16 protein-coding genes and 2 pseudogenes are annotated in these 22365 nt (G+C 63.7%); 3 read left to right on the top strand and 15 right to left on the bottom strand.

Annotation, left to right across the window (positions count from 1 at the left end):
* Positions 1 to 48 precede the first annotated feature (48 nt).
* Positions 49 to 939, bottom strand: a complete 891-nt coding sequence (locus tag HB777_19825) for a DUF427 domain-containing protein (protein QND65928.1) — start codon at positions 937 to 939, stop codon at positions 49 to 51.
* Complete coding sequence (locus tag HB777_19820; protein QND65927.1) at positions 936 to 2591, bottom strand: ABC transporter substrate-binding protein; 1656 nt, start codon at positions 2589 to 2591, stop codon at positions 936 to 938. The genes HB777_19825 and HB777_19820 overlap by 4 nt, the downstream gene beginning before the upstream one ends.
* 113 nt (positions 2592 to 2704) lie before the next feature.
* On the opposite strand from HB777_19820, the gene HB777_19815 reads away from it, so the two are divergent.
* Positions 2705 to 3607 (top strand): LysR family transcriptional regulator, encoded by a 903-nt coding sequence (locus tag HB777_19815; GenBank protein ID QND65926.1) that lies wholly within the window; start codon positions 2705 to 2707, stop codon positions 3605 to 3607.
* Positions 3608 to 3639: 32 nt separating this feature from the next.
* On the opposite strand, the gene HB777_19810 is transcribed toward HB777_19815, so the two are convergent.
* From HB777_19810 to HB777_19775, 8 genes are all read right to left on the bottom strand, one after another.
* On the bottom strand, positions 3640 to 5670 hold the full coding sequence (locus HB777_19810) for an ABC transporter ATP-binding protein (protein QND65925.1): 2031 nt from the start codon (positions 5668 to 5670) through the stop codon (positions 3640 to 3642).
* Positions 5663 to 6541, bottom strand: coding sequence for an ABC transporter permease (locus HB777_19805; protein ID QND65924.1), 879 nt, complete (start codon positions 6539 to 6541; stop codon positions 5663 to 5665). Before HB777_19805 ends, HB777_19810 begins: the two co-directional genes overlap by 8 nt.
* Complete coding sequence (locus HB777_19800; protein ID QND68835.1) at positions 6538 to 7428, bottom strand: ABC transporter permease; 891 nt, start codon at positions 7426 to 7428, stop codon at positions 6538 to 6540. Before HB777_19800 ends, HB777_19805 begins: the two co-directional genes overlap by 4 nt.
* Before the next feature lie 218 nt (positions 7429 to 7646).
* A complete protein-coding gene (locus HB777_19795) occupies positions 7647 to 9311 on the bottom strand; it encodes an ABC transporter substrate-binding protein (GenBank protein QND65923.1) in 1665 nt (554 codons plus the stop codon).
* 248 nt (positions 9312 to 9559) lie between these two features.
* Positions 9560 to 10744: a mandelate racemase/muconate lactonizing enzyme family protein gene (locus HB777_19790; protein ID QND65922.1), complete on the bottom strand. Its 1185-nt coding sequence runs from the start codon at positions 10742 to 10744 to the stop codon at positions 9560 to 9562.
* Between the two features lies 1 nt (position 10745).
* Positions 10746 to 11852 carry a mandelate racemase/muconate lactonizing enzyme family protein gene (locus HB777_19785; GenBank protein QND68834.1) on the bottom strand — a complete coding sequence of 369 codons (1107 nt, stop codon included), beginning with the start codon at positions 11850 to 11852 and terminating at the stop codon, positions 10746 to 10748.
* A 35-nt stretch (positions 11853 to 11887) separates the two neighbouring features.
* Positions 11888 to 12580, bottom strand: a complete 693-nt coding sequence (locus HB777_19780; GenBank protein ID QND65921.1) for a GntR family transcriptional regulator — start codon at positions 12578 to 12580, stop codon at positions 11888 to 11890.
* Between the two features lie 119 nt (positions 12581 to 12699).
* Entirely contained in the window at positions 12700 to 13488 is a 789-nt protein-coding gene (locus HB777_19775; GenBank protein ID QND68833.1) for a 2OG-Fe(II) oxygenase, read from the bottom strand.
* A gap of 104 nt (positions 13489 to 13592) precedes the next feature.
* On the opposite strand from HB777_19775, the pseudogene HB777_19770 reads away from it, so the two are divergent.
* A pseudogene (locus tag HB777_19770) lies at positions 13593 to 14494 on the top strand (LysR family transcriptional regulator).
* Positions 14495 to 14543: 49 nt separating this feature from the next.
* Here HB777_19770 and HB777_19765 read toward each other — a convergent pair.
* From HB777_19765 to HB777_19755, 3 genes are read right to left on the bottom strand one after another with little or no spacing between them, the layout of a single operon-like run.
* A complete protein-coding gene (locus HB777_19765) occupies positions 14544 to 15695 on the bottom strand; it encodes an efflux RND transporter periplasmic adaptor subunit (GenBank protein QND65920.1) in 1152 nt (383 codons plus the stop codon).
* Between the two features lie 15 nt (positions 15696 to 15710).
* Positions 15711 to 18887, bottom strand: a complete 3177-nt coding sequence (locus tag HB777_19760) for a multidrug efflux RND transporter permease subunit (GenBank protein QND65919.1) — start codon at positions 18885 to 18887, stop codon at positions 15711 to 15713.
* Positions 18881 to 19132 (bottom strand): hypothetical protein, encoded by a 252-nt coding sequence (locus HB777_19755; GenBank protein ID QND65918.1) that lies wholly within the window; start codon positions 19130 to 19132, stop codon positions 18881 to 18883. Before HB777_19755 ends, HB777_19760 begins: the two co-directional genes overlap by 7 nt.
* Positions 19133 to 19376: 244 nt before the next feature.
* Here HB777_19755 and HB777_19750 point away from each other — a divergent pair.
* Positions 19377 to 19968, top strand: a pseudogene (locus HB777_19750) (TetR/AcrR family transcriptional regulator).
* A 334-nt stretch (positions 19969 to 20302) separates the two neighbouring features.
* Here HB777_19750 and HB777_19745 read toward each other — a convergent pair.
* Both HB777_19745 and HB777_19740 read right to left on the bottom strand, forming a co-directional pair.
* The gene (locus tag HB777_19745; GenBank protein ID QND65917.1) at positions 20303 to 21325 is read right to left on the bottom strand and encodes a LacI family transcriptional regulator; all 1023 of its coding nucleotides are present in this window, start codon (positions 21323 to 21325) and stop codon (positions 20303 to 20305) included.
* A gap of 246 nt (positions 21326 to 21571) precedes the next feature.
* Positions 21572 to 22363, bottom strand: a complete 792-nt coding sequence (locus HB777_19740) for a sugar ABC transporter ATP-binding protein (protein ID QND65916.1) — start codon at positions 22361 to 22363, stop codon at positions 21572 to 21574.
* Positions 22364 to 22365: the final 2 nt, after the last annotated feature.

Below are 22365 nucleotides of genomic sequence, written 5' to 3'. Positions count from 1 at the left end.
GCTGAGCGGTGCTTCGATCAAGCGCCCGCGCGCAAGCGGCGTCGATGCTCAGAAATAACCGCTCGAGGCGGCCGTGGCTTCCTTCGGGATTTCGACGCCATCGACCAGGATCTTGTCGACCAGCTCGTGGTGGAAACAGACCAGGCCCTTGATGCGCTCCGCCTCATGCACCGGCTCAGGATAATACCAGACCAGGTTCTCATGGCGCTTGGCCTTGGTCGTCACGTGGTAGTAGTTGGAGATGCCCTTGTAGGGGCAGCGCGAGATGTAGCGGCTGGGCGCGAACATATCGAGCCGCGTGTCGGCGATCGGCAGATAGTGGCGCACCGGATGGCCGGTCTCGAACAGGAACACGCCGCGGCGTGAATCGGCGACCTGTTCGCCGTCGAGGATGACCTGGACGCGTCGCGACGACGGCAGGCAGTCGACCCGGCGGAACGGATCGCGGGCGTGGACGAAGATTTCTTCGTCCTCCTCGAACCAGTGGCCCATCTTGCTCCAGGTGAACGACATATAGTCCGATATCGGGGGACAGCCCTTGACCGGATCGAGATAGCGCCAGGCCGCGTCCTCGACCAGCGTGATGCCGGTGTTAAGCGAATAGTGGGTGGCTATGCCCTTGAATGGGTCCTCTGTCGTCGTCTTGCTCGGCAGCAGGAACTCCTCGCGAACGTCGCCGATCGGGAAGTAGTAGACCGGCAGGTGATCGGATTCGTAGAACACCAAGGCGTTGGTCGTATCGGCCACGGTCATTGACCCCACCTGCACACGCAGGCGCTTCTGCGTGGGCATGGTGAAGGCTATGTAGCCCGGCTCGAAATCGTACTGCACGATGTTATCGAGCAAGGGAAAATGCGGCCCACGGCCGCGCAGATGGGGCTTGCGAATGGTAGTCTCCCGGTTCTCTTCTTTCGTGATCGGGCGCTGGCGCACGATCAACTCAATGACACGCGATCGAGCAGCAGCCCGGCGGCGATCGGCGGCAGTCCGCTGACATTCTTGCGCACCGGCACCAGCAGATCGGGGAAATAGCTGAAGATGACAGGCGTCGCGTCGAGCAGCAGCTTCTGGATGTCGGAGGCGGCAGCGCGCTGCGCGCCGACATCGAGCGCCTTCAAATAGCTGGTGACCATGCCGTCATAGGCCGGGCTCTTGAAATGCGCCGCGTTCCACGGGCCGTCGCTGACCAGCGGGCTCTTGAGGAAGACGTTGGGCACGCTGCGATGCGCGTAGTCGGTGATGCCGAGCGGGCTGTCCAGCCAGTCCGATTGGCCGAACACTGCCTTGCCGTAATATTTGTCCTGGTCCTCGATGTTGAGCGAAATGCGGGCGCCAATCTCCTTGGCGAAATTCTGGAACAATTGCGCGTAGCCGGGAATGTCGGAATAGCGCAGCGTCGTCAGCGTGATGTCGAAGCCGCCGGCGAGGCCCGCCGCCTCCAGCAATTGCTTTGCCTTGGCGATATCCTGGACGCGTTGCGGCACCGTCTTGTCGGTCGCGGGGAAGGCCGGCGCGAACGGGCTGTCATTGCCGGTCGCCGCCATGCCACGGCACAGGCCGTCGACCAGCTTCGAACGGTCGATGCACAGCGCCAGCGCCTGGCGCACGCGCTTGTCGGTGAAGGGGCCGGTGTCGCAGCGCATGTGAAGCTGGCGGTGCGCGGTCGAGGCGACACGCAACACGGTGATGTCGGGGCTGTTCAGCACCACCTGGCTGACATCGAGCGGAACCGCGTCGAGAATGTCGACCTCGCCGGCCTGCAGCGCCAGGATGCGCGGCTGCACGTCGCCGTAGAACTTGAACTCGAGCCGGTCGGGCAGCGCCTTCTCACCCCAATAGTCGGGGTTGCGGATGAAGGTCGCGCCGACCTTTGGCGTGTAGGTCTCCAGCCGGAACGGCCCGGTGCCTTCGAACGTCTTTTCGTAGTCGCCCTTGTAGCTCGCCGGCAGGATGACGGCGTTGTAATTGTCGATCGACACCGAATAGGGAAAGCTGCCATTCGGCGCATCGAGGTGGAAGGCGACGGTGTGGTCGTCGACCTTCTGGGTGCCACCCTTCGACAGCAGCCCCTTGAACACGGAAAGTGCATTGGAAGCACCGTTGGGGTCGGCCAGCCGGTCGAACGTCGCGACGACGTCGTCCGCCTTGAAGTCCTCGCCATTGTGGAATTTCACGCCCTTGCGCAGCTTGAAGGTCCACACGCTGCCGTCCTCGTTCGGCGCCCAGCTCTCCGCCAGCACCGGCTTCAAGGTGAGGTCCGGCTGCGTGATGCAGAGAAATTCGGCGGTCTGGAAAACCAGCTGGTAGCTGCCGCTGTCATAGTAGGTGACGGGATCGATGGCGCCGCCCGGCGTCGCCACGCCGGCGCGCACCGTGCCGCCCGGCTTGCCCTCGGCACGAGCCTGCTGCGTGCCGAGGCCGGCGGCCGCGACAAGGCTGCCCAGAAAGGGCAAGGAAAGACCAAGCACGCTGCCATGGCGCAGGAAGTCGCGGCGGCCCAACCTGCCGGCCAGCAATTCGTCGACAGCGGAATTTTCGATTGCGGTGAGCATTCTGCGAGCGTTGTCGATCATCCTGAAATGCTTGGGCATGGCTGGATTCCTCGCTTATCTTGGGGCTCGGCCATCTAGTTCATTGTTGACTGCCGCCGGAAAGCGATATTTTTTGATAGGGGTCATCGAAATTTTCGATGCAAGAGGTGGGCATGGACACTGAAAATCTGCGCAGCTTTCTCGAAGTCGCCACCCATGGCAGCTTCACTGTCGCGGCCAGCCGGCTCAACCTCGCCCAGTCCACCGTCAGCGCGCGGATCAGGGGGCTCGAGGAGCAGTTGGGACGCCGGCTTTTCGTCCGCGACCGCGATGGGGTCACGCTGACGCCGGCCGGCCGGCAGTTCCTGCCGCATGCCTCGTCGATCACCCGTACATGGGAGCAATCGCGGCAGGACATCGCCGTTCCCGATGGTTACGAGACCTTGCTGCGGCTGACCGCGCCTGCCTATCTGTGGGACCGCATCACCTCGCCATGGGTCGAGTGGATGCGCGCCAGACGACCGAACGTGGCGCTGCGGCTGGAGGGCAGCTTTCCGGATTCGGCGATCGACCAGCTGGCGGAAGGCCTGCTCGACATCTGCATCCTCTATCTGCCACGGCCGCATCCCGGCATCGTCTACGAAACGCTGGCCGTCGATCAGGTCGTGCTTGTCCAGCATGCCGCGCAGACCAAGCCATGGACCGAAAACTACATCCTGATGGACTGGGGGCTGGAGTTCCGCATCGAGCACGACCGCGCCTTTGCCGGCATGGTCAAGCCGGCCATATCGGCGGGACTGGTCTTCATCGGGCTGCAGCATGTGCTGTCGCAGCAGGCCGCCGCCTATCTGCCGCTCAGCGCCGTCAGCGGCCACATCGAGCGCGGCGAGATGCGGCGCATCGACAACGCGCCGGTGTTCCAGCGACCGATCTACCTCGCCTATCCCTCGAACCCCGTCTCGTCGGATGTTCTGGATGTCGCGCTCACAGGCCTGCGCACGCTGGCCAGGGACTGGGCGGAGGGGCAGGGCTTTTCGGAAGGCGACCGTTCCCTGAGCATGGCAGGCCAGATCTGACTGCCAAGCCACACGAGCGACGGTAACGCCCGCTATGCCGGCTCGGTTACGACCGCCCTCTGCAACCTGGCCAATTCGGCGTAGGGAATATGGCAGCGGATCGAATGGCCGGGCTGGGCTTCGCTCAGCGGCGGCTCCTGCTCTTCGCAGATCGGGCCGATCTTGCGCGGGCAGCGCGTGTGGAAGACGCAGCCCGACGGCGGATTGGTGGCGCTAGGGATTTCGCCGTCGAGGCGAATGCGCGCCGTCTCGGTCTGGTCGAGTTTGGGCACCGCCGACAGCAGCGCTTCGGTGTAGGGATGATGCGGTCCGGAAAAGACGTCTTCCGAGGGGCCGAGCTCCATGATGCGGCCGAGATAAAGCACGGCGATCTTGTCGGAGAGGTAACGCACCACGGCAAGATCATGCGAGATGAAGATGTAGCTGACATCTTCCTTCGATTGCAGGTCGGCGAGCAGGTTGAGGATGGCCGCCTGCACCGAGACGTCGAGCGCCGAGGTCGGCTCGTCGCACACGACGATGCGCGGGTCGCCGGCGAAGGCACGCGCGATGGCGACGCGTTGCTTCAGGCCGCCGGACAGCTGGCGTGGCTTGACGGCCAGATGCCGGTCGGTAAGCCGCACCGAGCGGACGAGGTCGTTGAGACGCGCCTCCAGCGCCTTGCCGGAGAGGCCCGCCAGCCGCTTCAGCGCGCGGCCGATCAGATGGCGGATCGAATGCGAGCGGTTGAGTGCGGAGTCCGGGTTCTGGAAGACGATCTGCATCGCCTTGATCTGGTCGTCGCTGCGGTTCTCCAGCCTGGGCGCCAGGGCCTTGCCCTCGAGCTCGATGGTGCCGCCCGCGTCAGGCGGCACCAGGCCGAGCAGCAGCCTGGCGAAGGTCGTCTTGCCGCTGCCGGATTCGCCGACCAGACCGAGTGTCTCGCCGGGCCGCAGGTCGAGCGACACGTCCTTGACGGCGCGCAGCGCATGGCCGTGGCTGGCATAGGTCTTGTTGAGCCCCGCGACGCGCAGCACCGGTGCTGCCGCCACCTTTGGTGCGGGCGCCACATCGCTCGGTGTCGCGCGCGGCAGCGCCTGCGCCTTGTCGTGATGGAAGCAGCGCGACAGCCGGCCGCCCAGATCATAGAGCGGCGGCAATTCGCTGCGGCAGCGGTCGTCGGCGAGCGCGCAGCGGTCGGCGAAGGCGCAGCCTTTGATATCGGCTCCAATGCCGGGCAGAAAGCCAGGAATGGTGTCGAGGCGACCCTGATCCTTGCGCTGGCCGCCGCGCGGCAGGCAGCGCAGCAGCGCCACGGTGTAGGGATGACGCGGGTCGTTGAACACGACCTCCGTCGGCCCTTCCTCGACCAGCATGCCGGCATAGAGCACGCCGACCCGGTCGCACATGTTGGAAACGACGGCGAGGTTGTGGCTGATGAACAGGATCGAGGCCGACAGTTCCTGCCTGAGCTGCGCGATCAGGTCGAGCACTTCGGCTTCCACCGTCGCATCGAGGCCGGTGGTCGGCTCGTCGAGGATCAGCGTCGAGGGATCGTTGGCCAGCGCCATGGCGATCGCCACGCGCTGCTGCATGCCGCCCGACAGCTGGTGCGGATAGCGCTGCATGACGCTTGTCGGGTCGGAAATGCGCACGCGGTTCAGCATGGCGATGGCGCGGTCGGTGGCCGCTTGTCCGGAGATACCGCCAAGCTCGAAAATCTCGGTCAACTGCCGGCCGATGCGGATCGACGGGTTCAACGCCTTGCCTGGGTCCTGATAGACCATCGAGACGCTTTCGGCGCGGGCGCGCCTGAGCGCCTCAGCATCGAGCTTCATCACATCCTGGCCGTCGAGCGAGATCGCGCCGCCGGTGATCGAGCCGTTTCTCGGCAAATAGCGCACGACGGTGAGCGCCACGGTGGATTTGCCGCAGCCGGATTCGCCGACCAGCCCATAGGCTTCGCCCTGGCCGATGGTGAGGCTGAGGTTGCGCAGCACTGCGCGGTTGCGGCCGGCGACGCGGTAGGCAACCGACAGATCGGTGAGTTCGAGTGCGTTTTTGGCCTTGGCGGGCTTAGTCATTGAGCGCTCCGTGAACGCCGTCGGCGGCCAGGTTGACGCCGATCACCAGCGAGGCGATGGCCAGCGCATCGAACAGCACCGTCCACCAGAAGCCGCCGCCGATCATGCCGTAATTGTTGGAGATCGAGAGCCCCCAGTCAGGCGAGGGCGGCTGGATGCCGAAGCCCATGAAGGAGAGCGTGGCGACGGCGAAAATGGCATAGCCGAGCCGCACCGTGGTTTCGACCAGGATCGGCGGGATGACGTTGGGCAGGATCTCGACGAACATCGTATGCAGCGCACTTTCATGCCTGAGCTGTGCGGCGGCGACATAGTCGAGTTCACGCTCGGCAAGCACCGCGGAGCGCACGGTGCGCGCGATGATCGGTGCGAAGCTGAGGCCAATGACGACGATGACCGTCGTCTTCGAGGTGCCGAGCGCAACGATTGCCAGCAACGCGACAATGACCACTGGGATCGCCATGAAGGCTTCGAGGATACGGCTGACGACATCGTCGACGAGGCCGCGAAAATAGCCGGTGATGAGGCCAAGCGCAGTGCCAGCCACCGTCGCCAGCAAGGTTGCCAACGGTGCGACGGTGAGGATGTCGCGCGAACCGACGATGACCCGCGAGAAGACGTCGCGGCCGATCTGGTCGGTACCGAACCAGTGTTCGGAAGAAGGCGGCGCCAGCGCATTGATGATGTCGTCGGCGAGCGGGTCGTAGGGCGCGAAATGCTCGCCGAACAGCGCGCAGGCAACCCAAAACAGCACGATGGCGAAACCAACAAGGAATGTTCGCGAGCGCAGCAGGGAGTAAAAGACCTCGGCCAGCGGGCCGCGCCGGCGCGTGTCGTCGGGAACGGGGGAAGTGCTTTGGACGGCGCTCATTGATCTGACCCCAGCCGGATGCGCGGATTGAGCATGGAATAGAGGAAGTCGGCGATCAGTGTCGCCACGGCATAGACGATGCCGATGGTGAGAATGCCGGATTCCAGCATCGGGAAATCCTTGCCGCGCGCGGCGGTGAAGATCAGCGAGCCGATGCCCTGGTAGCGAAACAGTGTTTCGATCACCACGAGGCCGCCGATGAGATAGCCGGTCTGCGTGGCGATAACGGTGATGGTCGGCAACAGCGCGTTGCGCAGCACATGCCGCCAGATCACCGTGCGCCAGGGCAGGCCCTTCAGCACGGCCGTTCGCGTGTAATCGGAATCGAGCGCTTCGATCATGCCGGAGCGTGCCATGCGGGCGATGTAGCCGAACAGCACCAGGAACAACGGCAGCGAGGGCAGGATCAGGTAATAGAGCTGGGTGAAGAAACCGGCGTCGCGCGGCCATGCCGCCGAGATCGGCAGCCAGCGCAGCCAGACACCAAAGATCAGGATCAGGATGATCCCGGTGACGAACTCCGGCAGCACCGTCACCGACAGGCCGCCGAGGCTGATGATGCGATCGAGCGGGCGGTTGAGATTGAGTGCCGCGACGACCCCGCCCAGAATGCCGATCGGCACCACCAGCACGAAGGCGACCGTCGCCAGCTTCATCGAATTGCCGAGCGCATCGATGACGAAGGGCGCGACCGGCGAGCGGAAGATGTAGGACGTGCCCATGTCGCCCTGGACGAAGTTGGATATCCAGCCCCAGTACTGGGTCAGCAGTGGGCGATCGACGCCGAGCGTGTGATTGAGCGCATCGACCGCGCGCTGGTCGGCGAACGGACCCAATATGGCGCGTCCGACATTGCCGGGCAGCACCTGGCCGCCCAGGAACACCATGATGCTCAGCAGGAACAGCGTCACTACCGACAGCGAGAGGCGCCGCACAAGAAAGGAGAAGATGGCTAGGACTCCTTGTGGAGCCAGCCCCCATGCGGGAGCTGGCTGTTAGAGGATTGGCTTTCCCTTCTGAGCATGATCCCGAAAAGTGGGTACCGGTTTTCTCGGACAAACGGGAACCGTTTTGTCCGGAGATCATGCTCCAACAACGAGTTTGTTCAGGCCTTCGATGCCTTGTCGAGGAACAACTGCGACATCGCGGTCGGCTGCACGCCGGCCACGCCCTTCGCCGTCGCCGTCAGATAGTCGTAGAAATAGCCGAAGATGACCGGCGTTTCCTCGAGCAGCAGCTTCTGGATCTTGCCGGCGTCGGCCTTCTGCGCCTCGAGGTCGAGCGCGGCGATGTAGCTGGTCGCCAGCGCGTCATAGTCCTTGTTCTTGAAGTGTGCCGCGTTCCAGGTGCCTTCGCTCTTCAGCGGTGCCGCGAGATAGACGTTCGGCACGCCGCGGTGGCCGTAGTCGGTGATGCCCATCACCGAATCCAGCCAGTTCGATTTGCCGAACACCGCATCGCCGTAATAGCCGCCCTGGTCGAGGATGTTGAGGTCGAGCTCGACGCCGATCTCCTTGACCCAGTTCTGGATGAGCTGGGCGTATTCGGGGATTTCCAGATAGCGTTCGGTGGTCAGCGTTATCTTGAAGCCCTGGCCAAGGCCGGCCGCTTCCATGAGCTGCTTGGCCTGGGCGATGTCCTGCTTGCGTTGCGGCACGCTCGTATCGGTCGAAGGGTAGACAGCGGCGAACGGGCTGTCATTGCCCAGTGCGGAGCGTCCCTTCATCAGGCCGGCGGCCAGCTTGTCGCGATCGAGGCAGAGCGCAATGGCCCGACGCACGCGCGCATCCTTCAACGGGCCTTCGTCGCAGCGCATGTGCAACTGCTGATGGGCCGACGACTTCAGGCTGATGATGTCGATGTTCGGATCGTTGAGCAGTGCGACGCCGGCCAGCACCGGCAGCTGGTTGATGATGTCGACCTGTCCGCCCTGCAGCGCCAGGATCTGCGGCTGCGTGTCGGTGAAGAAGGTGAACTCGGTGCGCTCGGGCAATGCCTTCGGCCCCCAATAGTCCTCATTGCGGACGAAGGATGCACCGACCTTTGCCGTGTATTTCTCGATTTTGAACGGTCCGGTGCCGTCGAAGCTTTTCTCGTAGTCACCCTTGTAGCTCGCCGGGATGATGACGGCATTGTAATTGTCGGACGACAGCATGTAGGGGAAGTTGCCGTTCGGCGCGTCGAGGTGGAATTCTACCGTGTAGTCGTCGACTTTCTTTGAAGCGCCCTTCTGCAGGATGCCGGTGAACACCGACAGCGCGTTGGACGAGTTTGCCGGATCGGCAAGGCGGTCGATGCTGGCCACGACGTCGTCGGCCTTCATCTCGCCGCCGCTGTGGAATTTTACGCCCTTGCGCAGCTTGAAGGTCCACACCGTGCCGGTGTCGTTCGGCTTCCAGCTTTCGGCCAATGCCGGTTGCAGCACGAGGTCGGGGCCGTCGACGCAGAGGAACTCGGCAACCTGCTGCATCACCAGCAGGCCGCCGGCGTCAGCGATGGTGACCGGGTCGATCGTCGCCGCCGGCACGCTGCTGGCGACGCGGATGGTGGCGCCGGGTGCGCCCTGGGCGCGCGCCAGCGATGGCATGCCGCCGAGGCCGGCCGCCATGCCGATACGGCCGAGCAGCGGCAGCGACAGGCCGAGCAGGCTGCCGTGGCGGACAAAGTCGCGGCGGCTGACCCTGCCGTCGACAAGGCCGTCAATCAGGTGATTTTCAAGCGGCGAACGATTGCGCCGGATCAGGTCGAGAATGCTGTAGTTCTTGCTCATGGGTTTTTACCCTTTCCCCTATTTCTTATGGTTGACGAAATTTCGTGGATTGCTCCATTTTCCGGCCGCCAGAGAGGTTCTGTCGACCGGAACTTTAGCATGCGGTTTTGTCCGGTCCATCCAATCGTGGCGTGGACGCGCCGGATCGTTGGCTGCACTGCTCCTTCGTCCTGTCCGACCTTCCCGACCGAAGTCGCGGCGGCTGGCTTCTCGTTTCTTGGCCACTTGTCTTGGCCGCTTGCCGTCCTCTAGTTCAGCGGCAAACGGCGATAGGTTCCGGGCTTTGCCGGGTCATGATACTTGTTGCACGGTCCTTTCTCGGTAAAGTCTCTGTGACAGGCGGCGAGGTTTTCGCGCGACAAGGTGACGCCAAGGCCGGGACCTTCCGGCACCCGCACGAAATTGTTCTTCGGCGAAAATGGTCCTTCCTCGGTGACATCCATCGGCAGCATACGAAACAGCGACTGGTTCGGCTCCCTGATCCAGCCGAGTGCCGCGCACAGATGCAGATAGGCAGCACTGCCGATGCCGCTGTCGCCGCTGTAGCACCAGAAATCGATGCCGGCGTGCTCGCAGGCGCCGACGAAACGCAGCAGCCGGCCGATGCCGCCATGCGTCGTCGGGTTGCCGACGAAAGCGTCCGGCACCTTGGTTTCCATGGCGCGCGCAATGTCGATGTTGTGGGTCGAGAATGGGATCGAGCAATGGCGCCGCAATTCGCGCATCTCCTCGATGGTCGCCACCGGATCCTCCCAGTTGCGCACACCGAGATCCTCCAGCGGCCGCGCCAGCCGCCGCGCGGTGCTGAGTGAATAGGCCTGGTTGGAATCGATGCGGATCATCGCATCGTCGCCAAGTTTGCGGCGGATCAGCTCGACCATCCTGAGCGAGACTTTCGGGTCCTCGGTCGAGAACTTGCCTTCGAAGAAGGTCGTTCCATAGGTCTCATGCAATTCGACGCAATAATCGGCGACCTCTTCCGGCGTCGTCTCGCCCTTCACCTTTGGCCCATCGCCGCGCAACGAAAAATAGTCGGTGAACGGGATGTCCTTGCGCACGGCGCCGCCCAGCAACTGGTAGAGCGGCTGGTTCCACGCCTTGCCGCGCAGATCCCACAACGCCATCTCGATTGCGCCGAAAGCCATGATGCGGGTGCGGTCGTTGATCGACTGCACGCCGGTCCAATAGGGCAGGCAGACGTTCTCGGCGCCGGCGATGTCGAAGGCATCCCGGCCGACCAGCCGTGGCGCCAGGACATCATTGATGATCGTGGCCGCCGCCGGGGTCGGCGCCTCGCCAAGGCCGATCAAGCCGTCCTCGGTCTCGACCTCGACGATGGTCGGCGAAAACCCGTCGAGCTCGCCGAACACCCAGGCGTAGGGCGCTTCGAGGCGCAGGTTGATCGGCGTGGCTTTGATGCTGCGGATTTTCATCTCAGCGGCCGATCTCGAAGAAAGGCTTGCCCAGCAGGTCAGGAACGACATCGATGCCAAGGCCGGGGCCATCTGGAATGCCCATGCGGCTGCCGGTGACCGGCGGCATGTTCGATGCCGTGCGCACCGTCACCCATTCATGGAAGGCGATGGCGTGCAGCCGGCGCTCTTCCGGTGTCGACAGTGACAGATGCGCCATCGCCGCCGTGTCGATCTCGGCGCCGCCGGTGTCCTCGACCGTGATCATGAAGCCCAAATCGACGGCAACATCGCGGATCTGCCGGGTCTTGGTCACGCCGCCCAGCCGCGAAATCTTCAGCGTCAGCCCGTCGGCCGCGCCCCGGCGATGGATTTCCAGCATTTCCTCGAGCGAGGTGACGGATTCGTCGAGCACCATCGGCTTGTCGAGCATGCGGCGCACCGACATGTTCTCGTCGATCGTCGTGCAGGGCTGCTCGAACGTGTAGTCGATGGCGCGTGTGGCGTCGGCGAACTGGCGCGCCTGGTAGGGTGTCCAGCCGGCATTGGCGTCACAGAAGATGACAGTGCCTTTCGGCACCGAGGCGGCGACCGCGGTGACGCGTTCGATGTCGTCATGGACATTGCCGCCGACCTTGACCTGCAGCCGGTGAAAGCCGTCCTTGACGATGCGCTTGGCCAGCGCGGCCATGGCGTCGACGCTGCCATGGGTGACGACCTTGTAGAGTTCGGCGGTGTCGCTTTCCTTGCCGCCCAGCAGCGTGACCAGCGGCACGTCGGCGGCTCGTGCCGCGAGATCCCAGCAGGCCATGTCGAGCGCCGACTTGATGTAGGGATGGCCCTTGAACACCGTGTCCATCAGCCGGCCGATGCTGGCCAGCCCGCGCGGATCGTGGCCGATGAGGTGCGGTGCGATTTCCGGTACGCCGGCGCGGGTGCCGGACGGGAAGGCGGCGGAGTAAAAGTTGCCGAGCGGCGCCATTTCGCCCCAGCCGGTGAGGCCGCTGTCGGAGGTGATCGACACGATGACGGCGTCGAAGGCTTCGGCCTCGCGCCCCTTCGACATGCGATAGGGCCCGTCCACGAAGGGCTGCACGACATGGTAGGCTTTGATGGTCTCGATCTGCACGTGTCTGTCCATTGTCTGCGGTGGTGAGGAACGGGTCAGACGCCTTTCGACGGGCGCTGTTCGAGGCCGCGCGCGTAAGAAAGCAGCTGTTCGAAGTCGAGGTGGATATGCTCTCGGGCATGGCGTTGGGCGGCGCGCATGTCCTTGCCCTTCAGCAGCCGCACATAGGTCTCGTGCACGTCTTCGGCCGGCACCGGCTCGTTGCGCGCATGCTGGTGCAGCGCGAAATACATCTGCAATCGGCTGGTCAACCGCTGCCAGGTCTCCAGAAGCACCGAATTGTCGGCCCATTCGTAGATCAGGCCATGCAGTTGCAGCGCGGTTTCGATCTGGCGGGTGGTGTCGAGGTTGCGGGTCGCCTGCTTCACCGCTTCGTGGCGCCGGTCAAGTTCATCGAAGAAACGCTGGTCGCGCTGTGGCCATGTCCGTTCGATGGCGAACTCGTCCAGCACCTGGTTGAGCGAATAGGCATCGTCGATGTCCTTGGCGGCGACATCGATGACGAAGGTGCCGGCATAGGGAATGCTGGTCAGGATGCCTTCCTGGACCAACTCGCGCATCGCCTCGCGCAGAGGCGCGCGGCTGACCCGCATCTGTTCGGAAATCCGCAGTTCGTTGAGCTTCTGTCCTGGTTGCAGTTGGCCGGTCAGGATCGCGCGTCGCAGCAGCGCCACGATTTCGGCGCGGCGCGTCGTGTCCGCGATCGGGCTGAAATCCGCATTCCCCATTCGGCCACTCCCAAGGAAACCGAAAGTAAGACAAGCAGATTGTCGACAATCTAACAAGAGGTCAATTTCGGATTCTTAGGGGCCGGTCGGGGACCGCTGGCATGGCTGTCTCTTCAGCCTCAGGCCGCGCGGCCGTAGAAGCCGACGCGCTCCTCGGCGCTGAACATCACGCCGGGCTTCTCATAGTAGGAAAACACCGCGATCATGCGCTCGCGCTCGCCTTCGACGGTGGTGACGCGATGCGCGGTGTTCTTGCCGCGGAAGACATTCAGCGTACCGGGCTTCATGCGCAGGATTTTTGCATCGGGGTCGCGCCCTTCAAGCAATCTGGCGACGCCGTCATAGTTCGGATTGTCGTCGGATCGCAGATCGGTGCGATATTCGAGGTCGCCGCCACGCTCCGCTGCCTGCAGCAACAGCGTCGTCGTGAATTCCGAACGGTCGAAATGCCAGTTCAGCGCCTCGCCGGCGCGATAGGCCATGACGTTGGTTCGGGCCAGGGGATCCTGCATGACATGCAGCCTGGTCTTGCCCATCGTTGCGGCCAGGAAGCGCAGCAGCGGCTCATATTCGTAGATGGCGAGCACGACGCTGCCCGGAATCTGGTCGGCACAGACGGTGTGGCTTATGGTCTCGACCTTGCGCAGCGCCGGATGGTCAGGCCCTAGCTCGGGAATGTCCGGCTTGAAGTAGATGTTGTGCATGCGCTTGTGCACATGCGATCGCGCGGCCATCACCGGCTGGATTTCGCGCACGGCCTTTTCGGCCACGCCGGGACGCAAAAACCCTTCCAGATTGAACATGCCGTCGGCTTCGAGCGCGGCGATGGAGTGTTCGACAAGGCGCTGCCATTCGGCGCTGCCTTCGCGGTCGAGCGGATAGCGGTCGAGATCGAGGATGTCTTTCATCGTCATGGGCTCCGAGGTTCCGACCCGCAGAAGACGGCAAAAAAATCTTTCTCTCAACGCGGAAAATAATTAGGATTGAGCAAGAAAAACTTATGGAGCCTGGTGTGGAACGGTTGCCACCGCTGAATGCGATCAAGGCTTTTGAAGTCGCCGCCCGTGCCGGCAGCTTTACTTTGGCCGCCTCAGAGCTTGGCGTCTCGTCGGCGGCTGTCAGTCAGCAGATACGCAATCTCGAAACCTGGTTTGGCAAGCAATTGTTCGTGCGCAGCGGCAACCGCATCGCGCTCACCGACGCCGGCCACGCCATCTATCCGCAGACCGCGAAGGCTTTGGGCGACATCGCCGCCATAGGCCAGCGCATGCTGGAGGGGGAGTGCGGACGCGTCTGGTCGTCAGCGTGCCATTCTCGCTGGCCGAACTGTGGCTGGCGCCGAGGCTGGCCGCACTTCTCGATGCCTTTCCGCAGATGGCGATCGACGTCCGCGTCGAGGACGATCCGGTCGATCTGATGCGCCAGAACATCGACCTGCGCATCAGCTATGGCGACTATCACTATCCCGGATTGAAACTCGTTCGTCTCGTCCATGACGACGTGCTGCCGGTCTGCGCGCCGGAATTCTGGCACCGGCACGGCAATGGCGATCCCGGTCTGGCCGATCTGCATGAGAGCCAGTTTATCCATACCAATTGGGGTCCGAACTATGCCTCGCACCCGACCTGGGCGGACTGGTTCGCGGCCTCCGGCGGCAGTCGCTCGCCCGACCCGTCGCACGGGCGGCGTGTCGGCCTGTCCAGCCTTGCGATCGCCTCGGCGAGGCTGGGTCTGGGCATCGCTCTTGGCCAGCGGGTCATGGCGCGCGCCGATCTGGAGGCGGGCCGCTTGATCGCGCTCTCCTCCGTCTCGGTCCGCCTCGGGCACCCCTATTGCGCGTTCATGCCGCCGGCCAAGGCCGACCGCGCCGATGTCGCCGGTCTGGTGGAGCTACTAACGAAAGCGGCGCCCTGACCTGTGGGCAGGTCAGGACGCCGCGCCGAAACCGGGCCTGCGGGGGGAGTCAGGTGGCCGGCTTCGGAGGCAGTGGCGAGATCGGCATTCCAGGTCCGATCTTCTGCAGATTGCCTGTAATCACCTGGTCGCCTTCGGCAACGCCGCTCAGGATGGCCACCTGATCGCCGCTCGTCGGTCCGAGCGAAACCAGCCGCTGGTCGACCGTGTTGCCCTTGCCGACGACGTAGAGATATTTGCCGAGCTGGCTCGAGCCCAGCGCCGTCTGCGGCACCATCAGCGCATCGGCCTGCTGCCTTACATGCAGCCGGACACGAACATATTGGCCGGGCAGCAGCGTGAACTTGCCGTTGCCGATCGTGGCGCGCGCCGTGATCGTGCCGGTCGAGCGGTCGACCGAATTGTCGATGAAGGTGAGTTCGCCCTTCTGGCTGGCCTCGGTCTGGCCAGGAAGCAGAACTTCGACCTCGATCGGGCCGTTCGCACGGGCCTGCTCGATCTCGGCCAGATCCGTCTCGCTCGGATTGAAGGTGACATAGATCGGATCGAGCTGCACCAGCGTGTTGAGCACCGTACCGGCGACGCTGACCAGCGTTCCGACCGAGGCCTGGTTGCGACCGAGGCGCCCGCCAAACGGCGCCCGGATTTCGGCATAGCTCAGATTGAGCTCCGCCGTGCGGACCGCCGCCTGGTTGACCGCAAGCGACGCCTGCGCTTCGCGCAAGGTGCTGGTGCGCTGGTCGAAGCCGTCCTTGGCGAGGTAGCCGCTCTTGGCAAGCTCGGTACCGCGGCCAAGATTGGAGCGGGCATAGTCGAGCGTCGCCGTGTCGCGCTGCACCTGGGCTTTCGCCTGGTCAAGAGCCGCCTGGAAGTCGTCAGGTGAGATCTTGTAGAGGAGGTCGCCCTGCCTGACATCGACACCGTCAGCAGCGGTCTGCTCCTGCAGATAGCCGGGAATCCTGGCCTGCAAGGTGATGTTGCGGATAGGCTCTGTCCGCGCAGCGTAGTCGAGGTAGATCGGGATCGTCTTCCTGACGACGCTGACCACCGGCACCGGCATGACGAACGCCGCCGGGGCAGGCGTCGCCGCGGCCGTGCCGGCATTGAGGCTGAGATTGCCCATGTCGAGCAGGTGGACGCTGGCCACCGAGATCGCACCCAGCGCGACAGCCGTTCCCAACGCGATTTTCCATTTACGCATGATCAGTCTCCAATCCTATTCAGCCGCTTCCGCCAGAGGCGGGAAGGCGGGCTTAGTCGTTGGTTCATTGTCTTGAGAGGCCGGCTCGTCATGGCCGCGCCGTTCGCGCAGCTGTTCGATGACCGCGTAGAAGACCGGCACGAACACCAGCGACAGGATGGTCGCCGCGACCATGCCGCCGAACACGGTGGTGCCGATCGACTGACGGCTCGCCGCACCGGCGCCGGTTGCAAACATCAGCGGCAGCACGCCGAGGATGAAGGCGAAGGCCGTCATCAGGATCGGCCGCAGCCTGAGCCGTGCCGCTTCCATCGCCGCGTCGACGATACTGAGGCCTTCTTCGCGCCGTCGCCGGGCGAACTCGACGATCAGGATCGCGTTCTTCGCCGCCAGGCCGATCAGCATGACGAAGCCGATCTGCGAGTAGACGTCGATCTGCATGCCGCGCAGCAACAAAGCCGCGAAGGCGCCGAACAAGGCCAGTGGCACCGCCAGCAGCACCATGAACGGCATCGCCCAGCTCTCATACTGCATCGCCAGGATCAGGAAGACGAAGACGATGGCGAGGCCGAAGACGACGGACGCGATCGATCCTGCCTTGAGCTCCTGGAAGGTGATGCCGGTCCATTCGAAACCGAAATCCCTGGGTAGCGCCGTGGCAGCGGCTCGTTCCATCGCGGCAACCGCCTGGCCCGAGGAGAAGCCGGGTGCGGCGCCGCCATTGATCGAGGCCGAGGCGTTGTTGTTGTAGTGCGGCACTGTCTCCGGCCCGACGAAGGGCACGAGCTTGCCCAGCGTCGAGAGCGGCACCATGCCGCCGGAGGCATTGCGCACATAGAGCCGCGAAATGTCGGCGGCACCCGCACGTGCATCCTTGTCGGCCTGGATGGTCACCCGGAAGGTGCGGCCAAACAGGTTGAAGTCGTTGACGTAGAGCGAGCCGAGATAGATCTGCAGCGTGCTGAAGACGTCAGGCAGGTTGAGGCCAAGCAGTTTTGCCTTGCTGCGGTCGAGGTCGTAGTTGAACTGCGGCGTCGAGGTCGAGAATGGCGAGAACAGCTGCTGCGGATTGATCTCCGGCTGCTTGCGCGCCTCGGCGATCACGGCTTGCGTCGCATCGTTGAGGGCTGAACTGCCGCGACCGGTGAGATCCTCGACGACGAATTCGAAGCCGCCCGTGGTGCCGATGCCAGGGATCGACGGCGGATCGAAGCTCAGCGCAAAGGCTTCCGGAATCTGCATCAGCTTGCCGCGCACGTCGGAGACGAGCTTCGAGGCACTCTGGTCGGGGCCGCGTTCCTCCCATGGCTTCAGGATGGCGAATTCGACCGCCGAATTCGATTGCGCGGCACTGGTCAGGAAGTTCAAGCCGCTGATCGAGCCGACAATGTCGACGCCGGGCGTTGCCTGAAGGATGTCGCGCGCCTTCTGCGCCACCGCGTCGGTGCGTTCCAGCGACGCGCCGTCGGGCAACTGGATGACAACGAAGAAATAGCCCTGGTCCTCGACCGGAAGGAAGGTCGAAGGCAGGCGCTGCCAGACGAAGTAGGTGGCGACCAGTCCGGCCGCGAACAGCCCGAGCATGATCCAGCGCAAGCGGATGAGGATGCGCACGCCATTGGCATAGGCGTGTGACAGCTTGTCGAAGCCGGTGTTGAACCAGCGGAACGGGGCGAACTGCGTCTCTCCGCGATGCCGCAGGAAGGCGGCGCTGAGCGCGGGACTCAGCGTCAATGAGTTGAAGGCGGAGATGCCGACGGAAATCGCCACCGTCAGCGCGAACTGATTGTAGAGCTTGCCGGAGACGCCGGGAATGAAAGCGACCGGCACGAACACCGCCATCAGCACGGCGGTGGTGGCGATGATCGGACCGGTGACCTCGCCCATCGCGGCCTTGGTCGCCGCAAGCGGCTTGAGTCCGGCCTCTAGCTGTCGTTCGACATTCTCGACCACGACGATGGCGTCGTCGACGACGAGGCCGATGGCCAGCACCATGCCGAGCAGGGAGAGCATGTTGAGCGAGAAGCCGAGCATCTCCATGACCACCAGTGTCGCCACCAGCGACACTGGAATGGCAATGGTCGGGATGATCGTGGTGCGCCAGCTCTGCAGGAAGATGAACACCACGGCGACGACCAGCACCAGCGCTTCGCCGAGTGTGATCAGCACGTCATGCATCGACGCCGAGACGAAGCGGGTGGTGTCGTAGTGCATCGCATAGGCGACGCCCTTCGGGAAACGGCCCGAAAGCTCCTGCATCTTGTCCTTGACGCGCTGCTGAAGATCGAGCGCGTTGGAGCCGGGCATCTGGTAGACGGCAAGCACCACGGTCGGGTCTTTGCCGAAGAAGGCCGACGATGAATATTGCAGCGCGCCGAGCTCGATGCGGGCGACGTCGCGCAGCCTGACCAGCGAGCCGGTGTCCGTGTTGGCGCGCACGACGATATCGCCGAATTCCTTCGGGTCGCTTAACCGGCCGACGGCGTTGACCTGCATCTCGAAGGCGGTGCCGGCCGGTGCCGGCGATTGGCCGATCTTGCCGGCCGCCACCTGGACGTTCTGCTCGGCGATGGCGTTTTGCACGTCGACCGCGGTGATGCCGAGATTGGCGAGCTTGTCGGGATCGAGCCAGACGCGCATCGAATAGCGCCGCTCGCCGAAGATCTGCACGTCGCCGACGCCGGGCAGGCGCTTCAGCGGATCGACCACCTGCAGATAGGCAAGGTTGCTCAGCGCCACCGGATCGACCGAACTGTCGGGTGAGGTCAGGTTGACGATGAGGACGAAATTCGGGTTCTGCTTCTTGATCGTCACGCCGCCCTGGTTGACGATCGCCGGCAGCGACGAGGCCGCCTGCGAGACGCGGTTCTGGACGTCGACGGCAGCGGTGCTCAGCGAATAACCGACATCGAAGGTGATGGTGATGGTCGAGGAGCCGTCATTGGAGCTCGTCGACGACATGTAGGTCATGCCCTGCACGCCGTTGATCTGCTGCTCCAGCGGTGTCGTCACCGTGTCGGCCACCACTTGCGCGCTGGCGCCCGGATAATGGGCGCTGACCACGACCTGCGGCGGTGTGATATCGGGAAACTGCGAGACGGGAAGCAGGAAATAACAAATCGTCCCGGCGAGCACCATGATGATGGCGATCGCCGAGGCGAAGATCGGACGGTGGATGAAGAAGTTTACCACGAGACGCAAGCCTCCCCGGCTGCTCTTGCCCGCCCGAAGGCGCTGGCAACCCTGGACAACTGGCCGTGCCCGTCACGGGAGGCTTCCCGTGACCGCAGCAACGGCACCTCGCCACGCTGCTCATCGGCAAGCGAGCGAAGCATCTTCTCGAAAGCGCGGGGGTCGACCCCATCTGCTTTCATGACCAGCCGGATCATCGGATCCCGGACGGCCTCATCTATGGTAAGATCGCGGCGCTGTGGCATTGGCCGGCTCCTTGTCTGTCGATTCGCAGCCCATGCTCGCGAACCGTTTTTCATCTCTTCACCGGCCGGAGCCGCATGAATTGCAGTTTTTCGCTCATTCCGATCTGGCAGGACCAGTTCACGGCCTTGTTATTGACGGAAGGCGACATAGGTGTTACCAGTAAGTAACATTTGCATAGTTACAGACCGGTAACACCCTAGTCAAGAGGTGGCCGTGGTTTTTAGGAAACGAAAGGAGATCATGATGACAGACGGCGTCGTGGAGCGCTCACGTCCCCGGGATCGAATCCTGGAGACGGCGCGTGACATGTTCCACAAGCATGGCATCAAGGGCGTCGGCGTCGACGCTATCACCGAAGCTGCCGGCACGAACAAGATGACGCTGTATCGTCACTTCGAGATCCAAGGACGAGCTGATCATCGAATGCCTGCGCGCCAATGCGGCCAAGGCCGGCGCCATGTGGGATGCATTCGAGGCCGAATTTCCTGGTGACAAGCTTGCACAGCTGCACGCCTGGGTTCGCAAGGCGGCTGCCATGCTCAATGCTGACGGCCGTGGCTGTGACATGGCCAATGCCGCCGCTGAGCTGACCGAGCCCGACCATCCGGCCAGGCTGGTGATCAAGGAGCTCAAGGAAGTCCAGCGCCAGCGCCTTGTGACGCTATGTCGAGATGCCGGCATTGGTCAGGCCGAGCTGCTCGCCGATACGCTGTCGCTGTTGTTCGAGGGCGCGCGTGTCAGTGTGCAGACCGTGGGTGCCGAAGGTCCGAGCACGCAGTTCGTGCGCATGGCCGAAGGGCTGATCGTTTCCTTCCGGGGCACCGCTGCCGGTTGAAATCCGCCACGACTGTTGGCGGCTTACCGATCTGTGACCGAGGTGATGCCTAGCGCTCGCCCGCGCGCAGGCGGCACTGGAATTTCCGATGGCTGAACGAAAAAAGCCCGCTGCCGGGAGGAGGTGGCAGCGGGCTCGATTTCGAATGTGGCGCGGGAGGAGGTGCACCCCATTCAGCGTCGGCATCGCATCTGGGAGGAGTAGATGGCCGACAACCAGAAACTACGAATTGCCCAATGATTCGGCAACAATGAATTGTGCATAGCTGCTGTGCAGATTTGCCGTATCAATTATCCTACAAATCCGGAAACAGGCTTTGCCAGGCCACCCCGCCTTACTGCACTGGGACGTTTTCCCTGAAGATCAAGCGCGGCTCGATGAACTTTCGCGTCAGATAGGGCGCCGAGGAGGCAATCGAGCCGAGCAGGCGAATGACCGACTGTTCCGCGATCAGCCGGGCATTCTGGTCGATCACGACATCCAGCAGGTCGTCGACGAGGTGGCCCCGCGTGTCCTTGGTCAAGTCGTGGCAGATGAACACCGGCTTGCGGTTCGGCCTGGCTTCCCGGATCGCCCTTGCAACGCCCGAGTGTCCGGCTCCGACGCAATAGATGCCGAGCAGCTCCGGCTCGTTGTGCAGCGTCTTCATGGTCTCGGCATAGCTGACATCGGGCTCGTCGTTGATCTCGACGGCGCTGCTGATCGTCAAATTGGGGAACTCCTCGTTGAGCACCGAGCGGAAACCCATTTCGCGTTCCTCGTGGCCGCGATAAGAGCGCGAGCCGACGACCATCGCCAGATGACCAGTTCGGCCGCCAAGGAAGCGTCCCATCAGCAGCGCCGCCGTTCGTCCCGCCACCCGGTTGTCGATGCCGACATAGGCCGAGCGCGGTGCCGCCGGAACGTCGGACACCAGCGTCACCAGGCGCATGCCGGCGTCGACGATATCGCGCAGGATGTTGCGTGTGCGCGGATGATCGACGGCGATGACACCGACACCATTGGCCCTGAGCGACAGGTTTTCGACCGCGCTCTGCAGCGCGCTCGGCGAGATTCCGGCAAGGTTGTGGATCCGGCACGAGGCGACGAGCGGCAGGCGCGCGGCGTAGTCCTCGATATACCCGGCGAGATCGCGCATGAAGGCGTTGCTGCCGATCGGCAGCAGGAATTCGAGATGGGCGGGCCGCGACGGCAGCGTCACCTGATCGGCGACCGGCAGGTAGCCGAGCTGCTTGGCCGCCTCCATGACACGCTGCCGGTTGGCCGCGCTCGCACCCGCGCGGTTGTTGAGCACCCTGTCGACCGTTGCGGTCGACAGCCCGCAACTGCGGGCGATATCGGAGACAGTGGCTTTCATGGCGCAACCCACGGCCCGCGATTGCGGGCGATATCGGAGACAGTGGCTTTCATGGCGCAACCCACGGCCCGCGATTGCGGGCGATATCGGAGACAGTGGCTTTCATGGCGCAACCCACGGCCCGCGATTGCGGGCGATATCCGAGACGGTGGCTTTCATGCCGCAACCCTATGCGCCGATGCAATGCCGCGCCAGACGAGCGATGCGATTTGAGGTGACGGATGATTGCCGCCCATCACCCGACAGTCAGTGCGATGGCTTGCCATCGGCGATGGCATCGCGGATTTCCTTGTCCGACATGCCGGTGATGATCCGTTCGACCTCCGCCACGCTGGTTTTCTTCGGGTCGATGTCGTCGGCGACCACCTTGCCTCGGCGCATGACGACGATGCGGTCGACCACCTGGAAGACATGGTGGATGTTGTGGGCGATGAAAATGCAGGAATGGCCGGAATCGCGGGCGTTGCGCACGAAGCTCAGCACGCCCTGTGTCTCGGCGACGCCGAGATTGTTGGTCGGCTCGTCCAGGATGATCAGGTCGCTGTCGAAATGCATGGCGCGCGCGATCGCCACCGCCTGGCGCTCGCCGCCCGACAGCGAGCCGATCGGCGTCGTCGGCGGGATGTTCTTCGAGATGCCGACCTGCTTGAGCAGGTCGCGAGCGACCGTGTTCATGGCATCCTGGTCCATCCGGTTGAGGAAGCGCGGCGGCTTGATCGGCTCGCGCCCGAGGAACAGATTGCGGGCGATCGACAGTTGCGTGACCAGGGCAGAGTCCTGGTAGATCGTCTCGATGCCGTGGGCGATGGCGTCGCTGGTGCTGCGCAGGCTCACCTTCTTGCCGCGGATGAAGATGTCGCCGCTGGTCAGCGGAACAGCCCCCGAAAGCACCTTGATCAGCGTCGACTTGCCGGCGCCATTGTCGCCGAGCAGGCCGACGATCTCCCTTTCATTGACGTGGAAATTGGCATCCTCCAGCGCCTGCACGCGGCCATAGGACTTGCGGATGTTCTGCATGCGGATCAGCGGCTCGGCCATGG

The organism is Mesorhizobium loti (assembly GCA_014189435.1).
Lineage (GTDB): Bacteria > Pseudomonadota > Alphaproteobacteria > Rhizobiales > Rhizobiaceae > Mesorhizobium > Mesorhizobium loti_G.
Note: the sequence above shows the minus strand (reverse complement) of the source record. Positions and strands in the feature narration are given on the sequence as shown.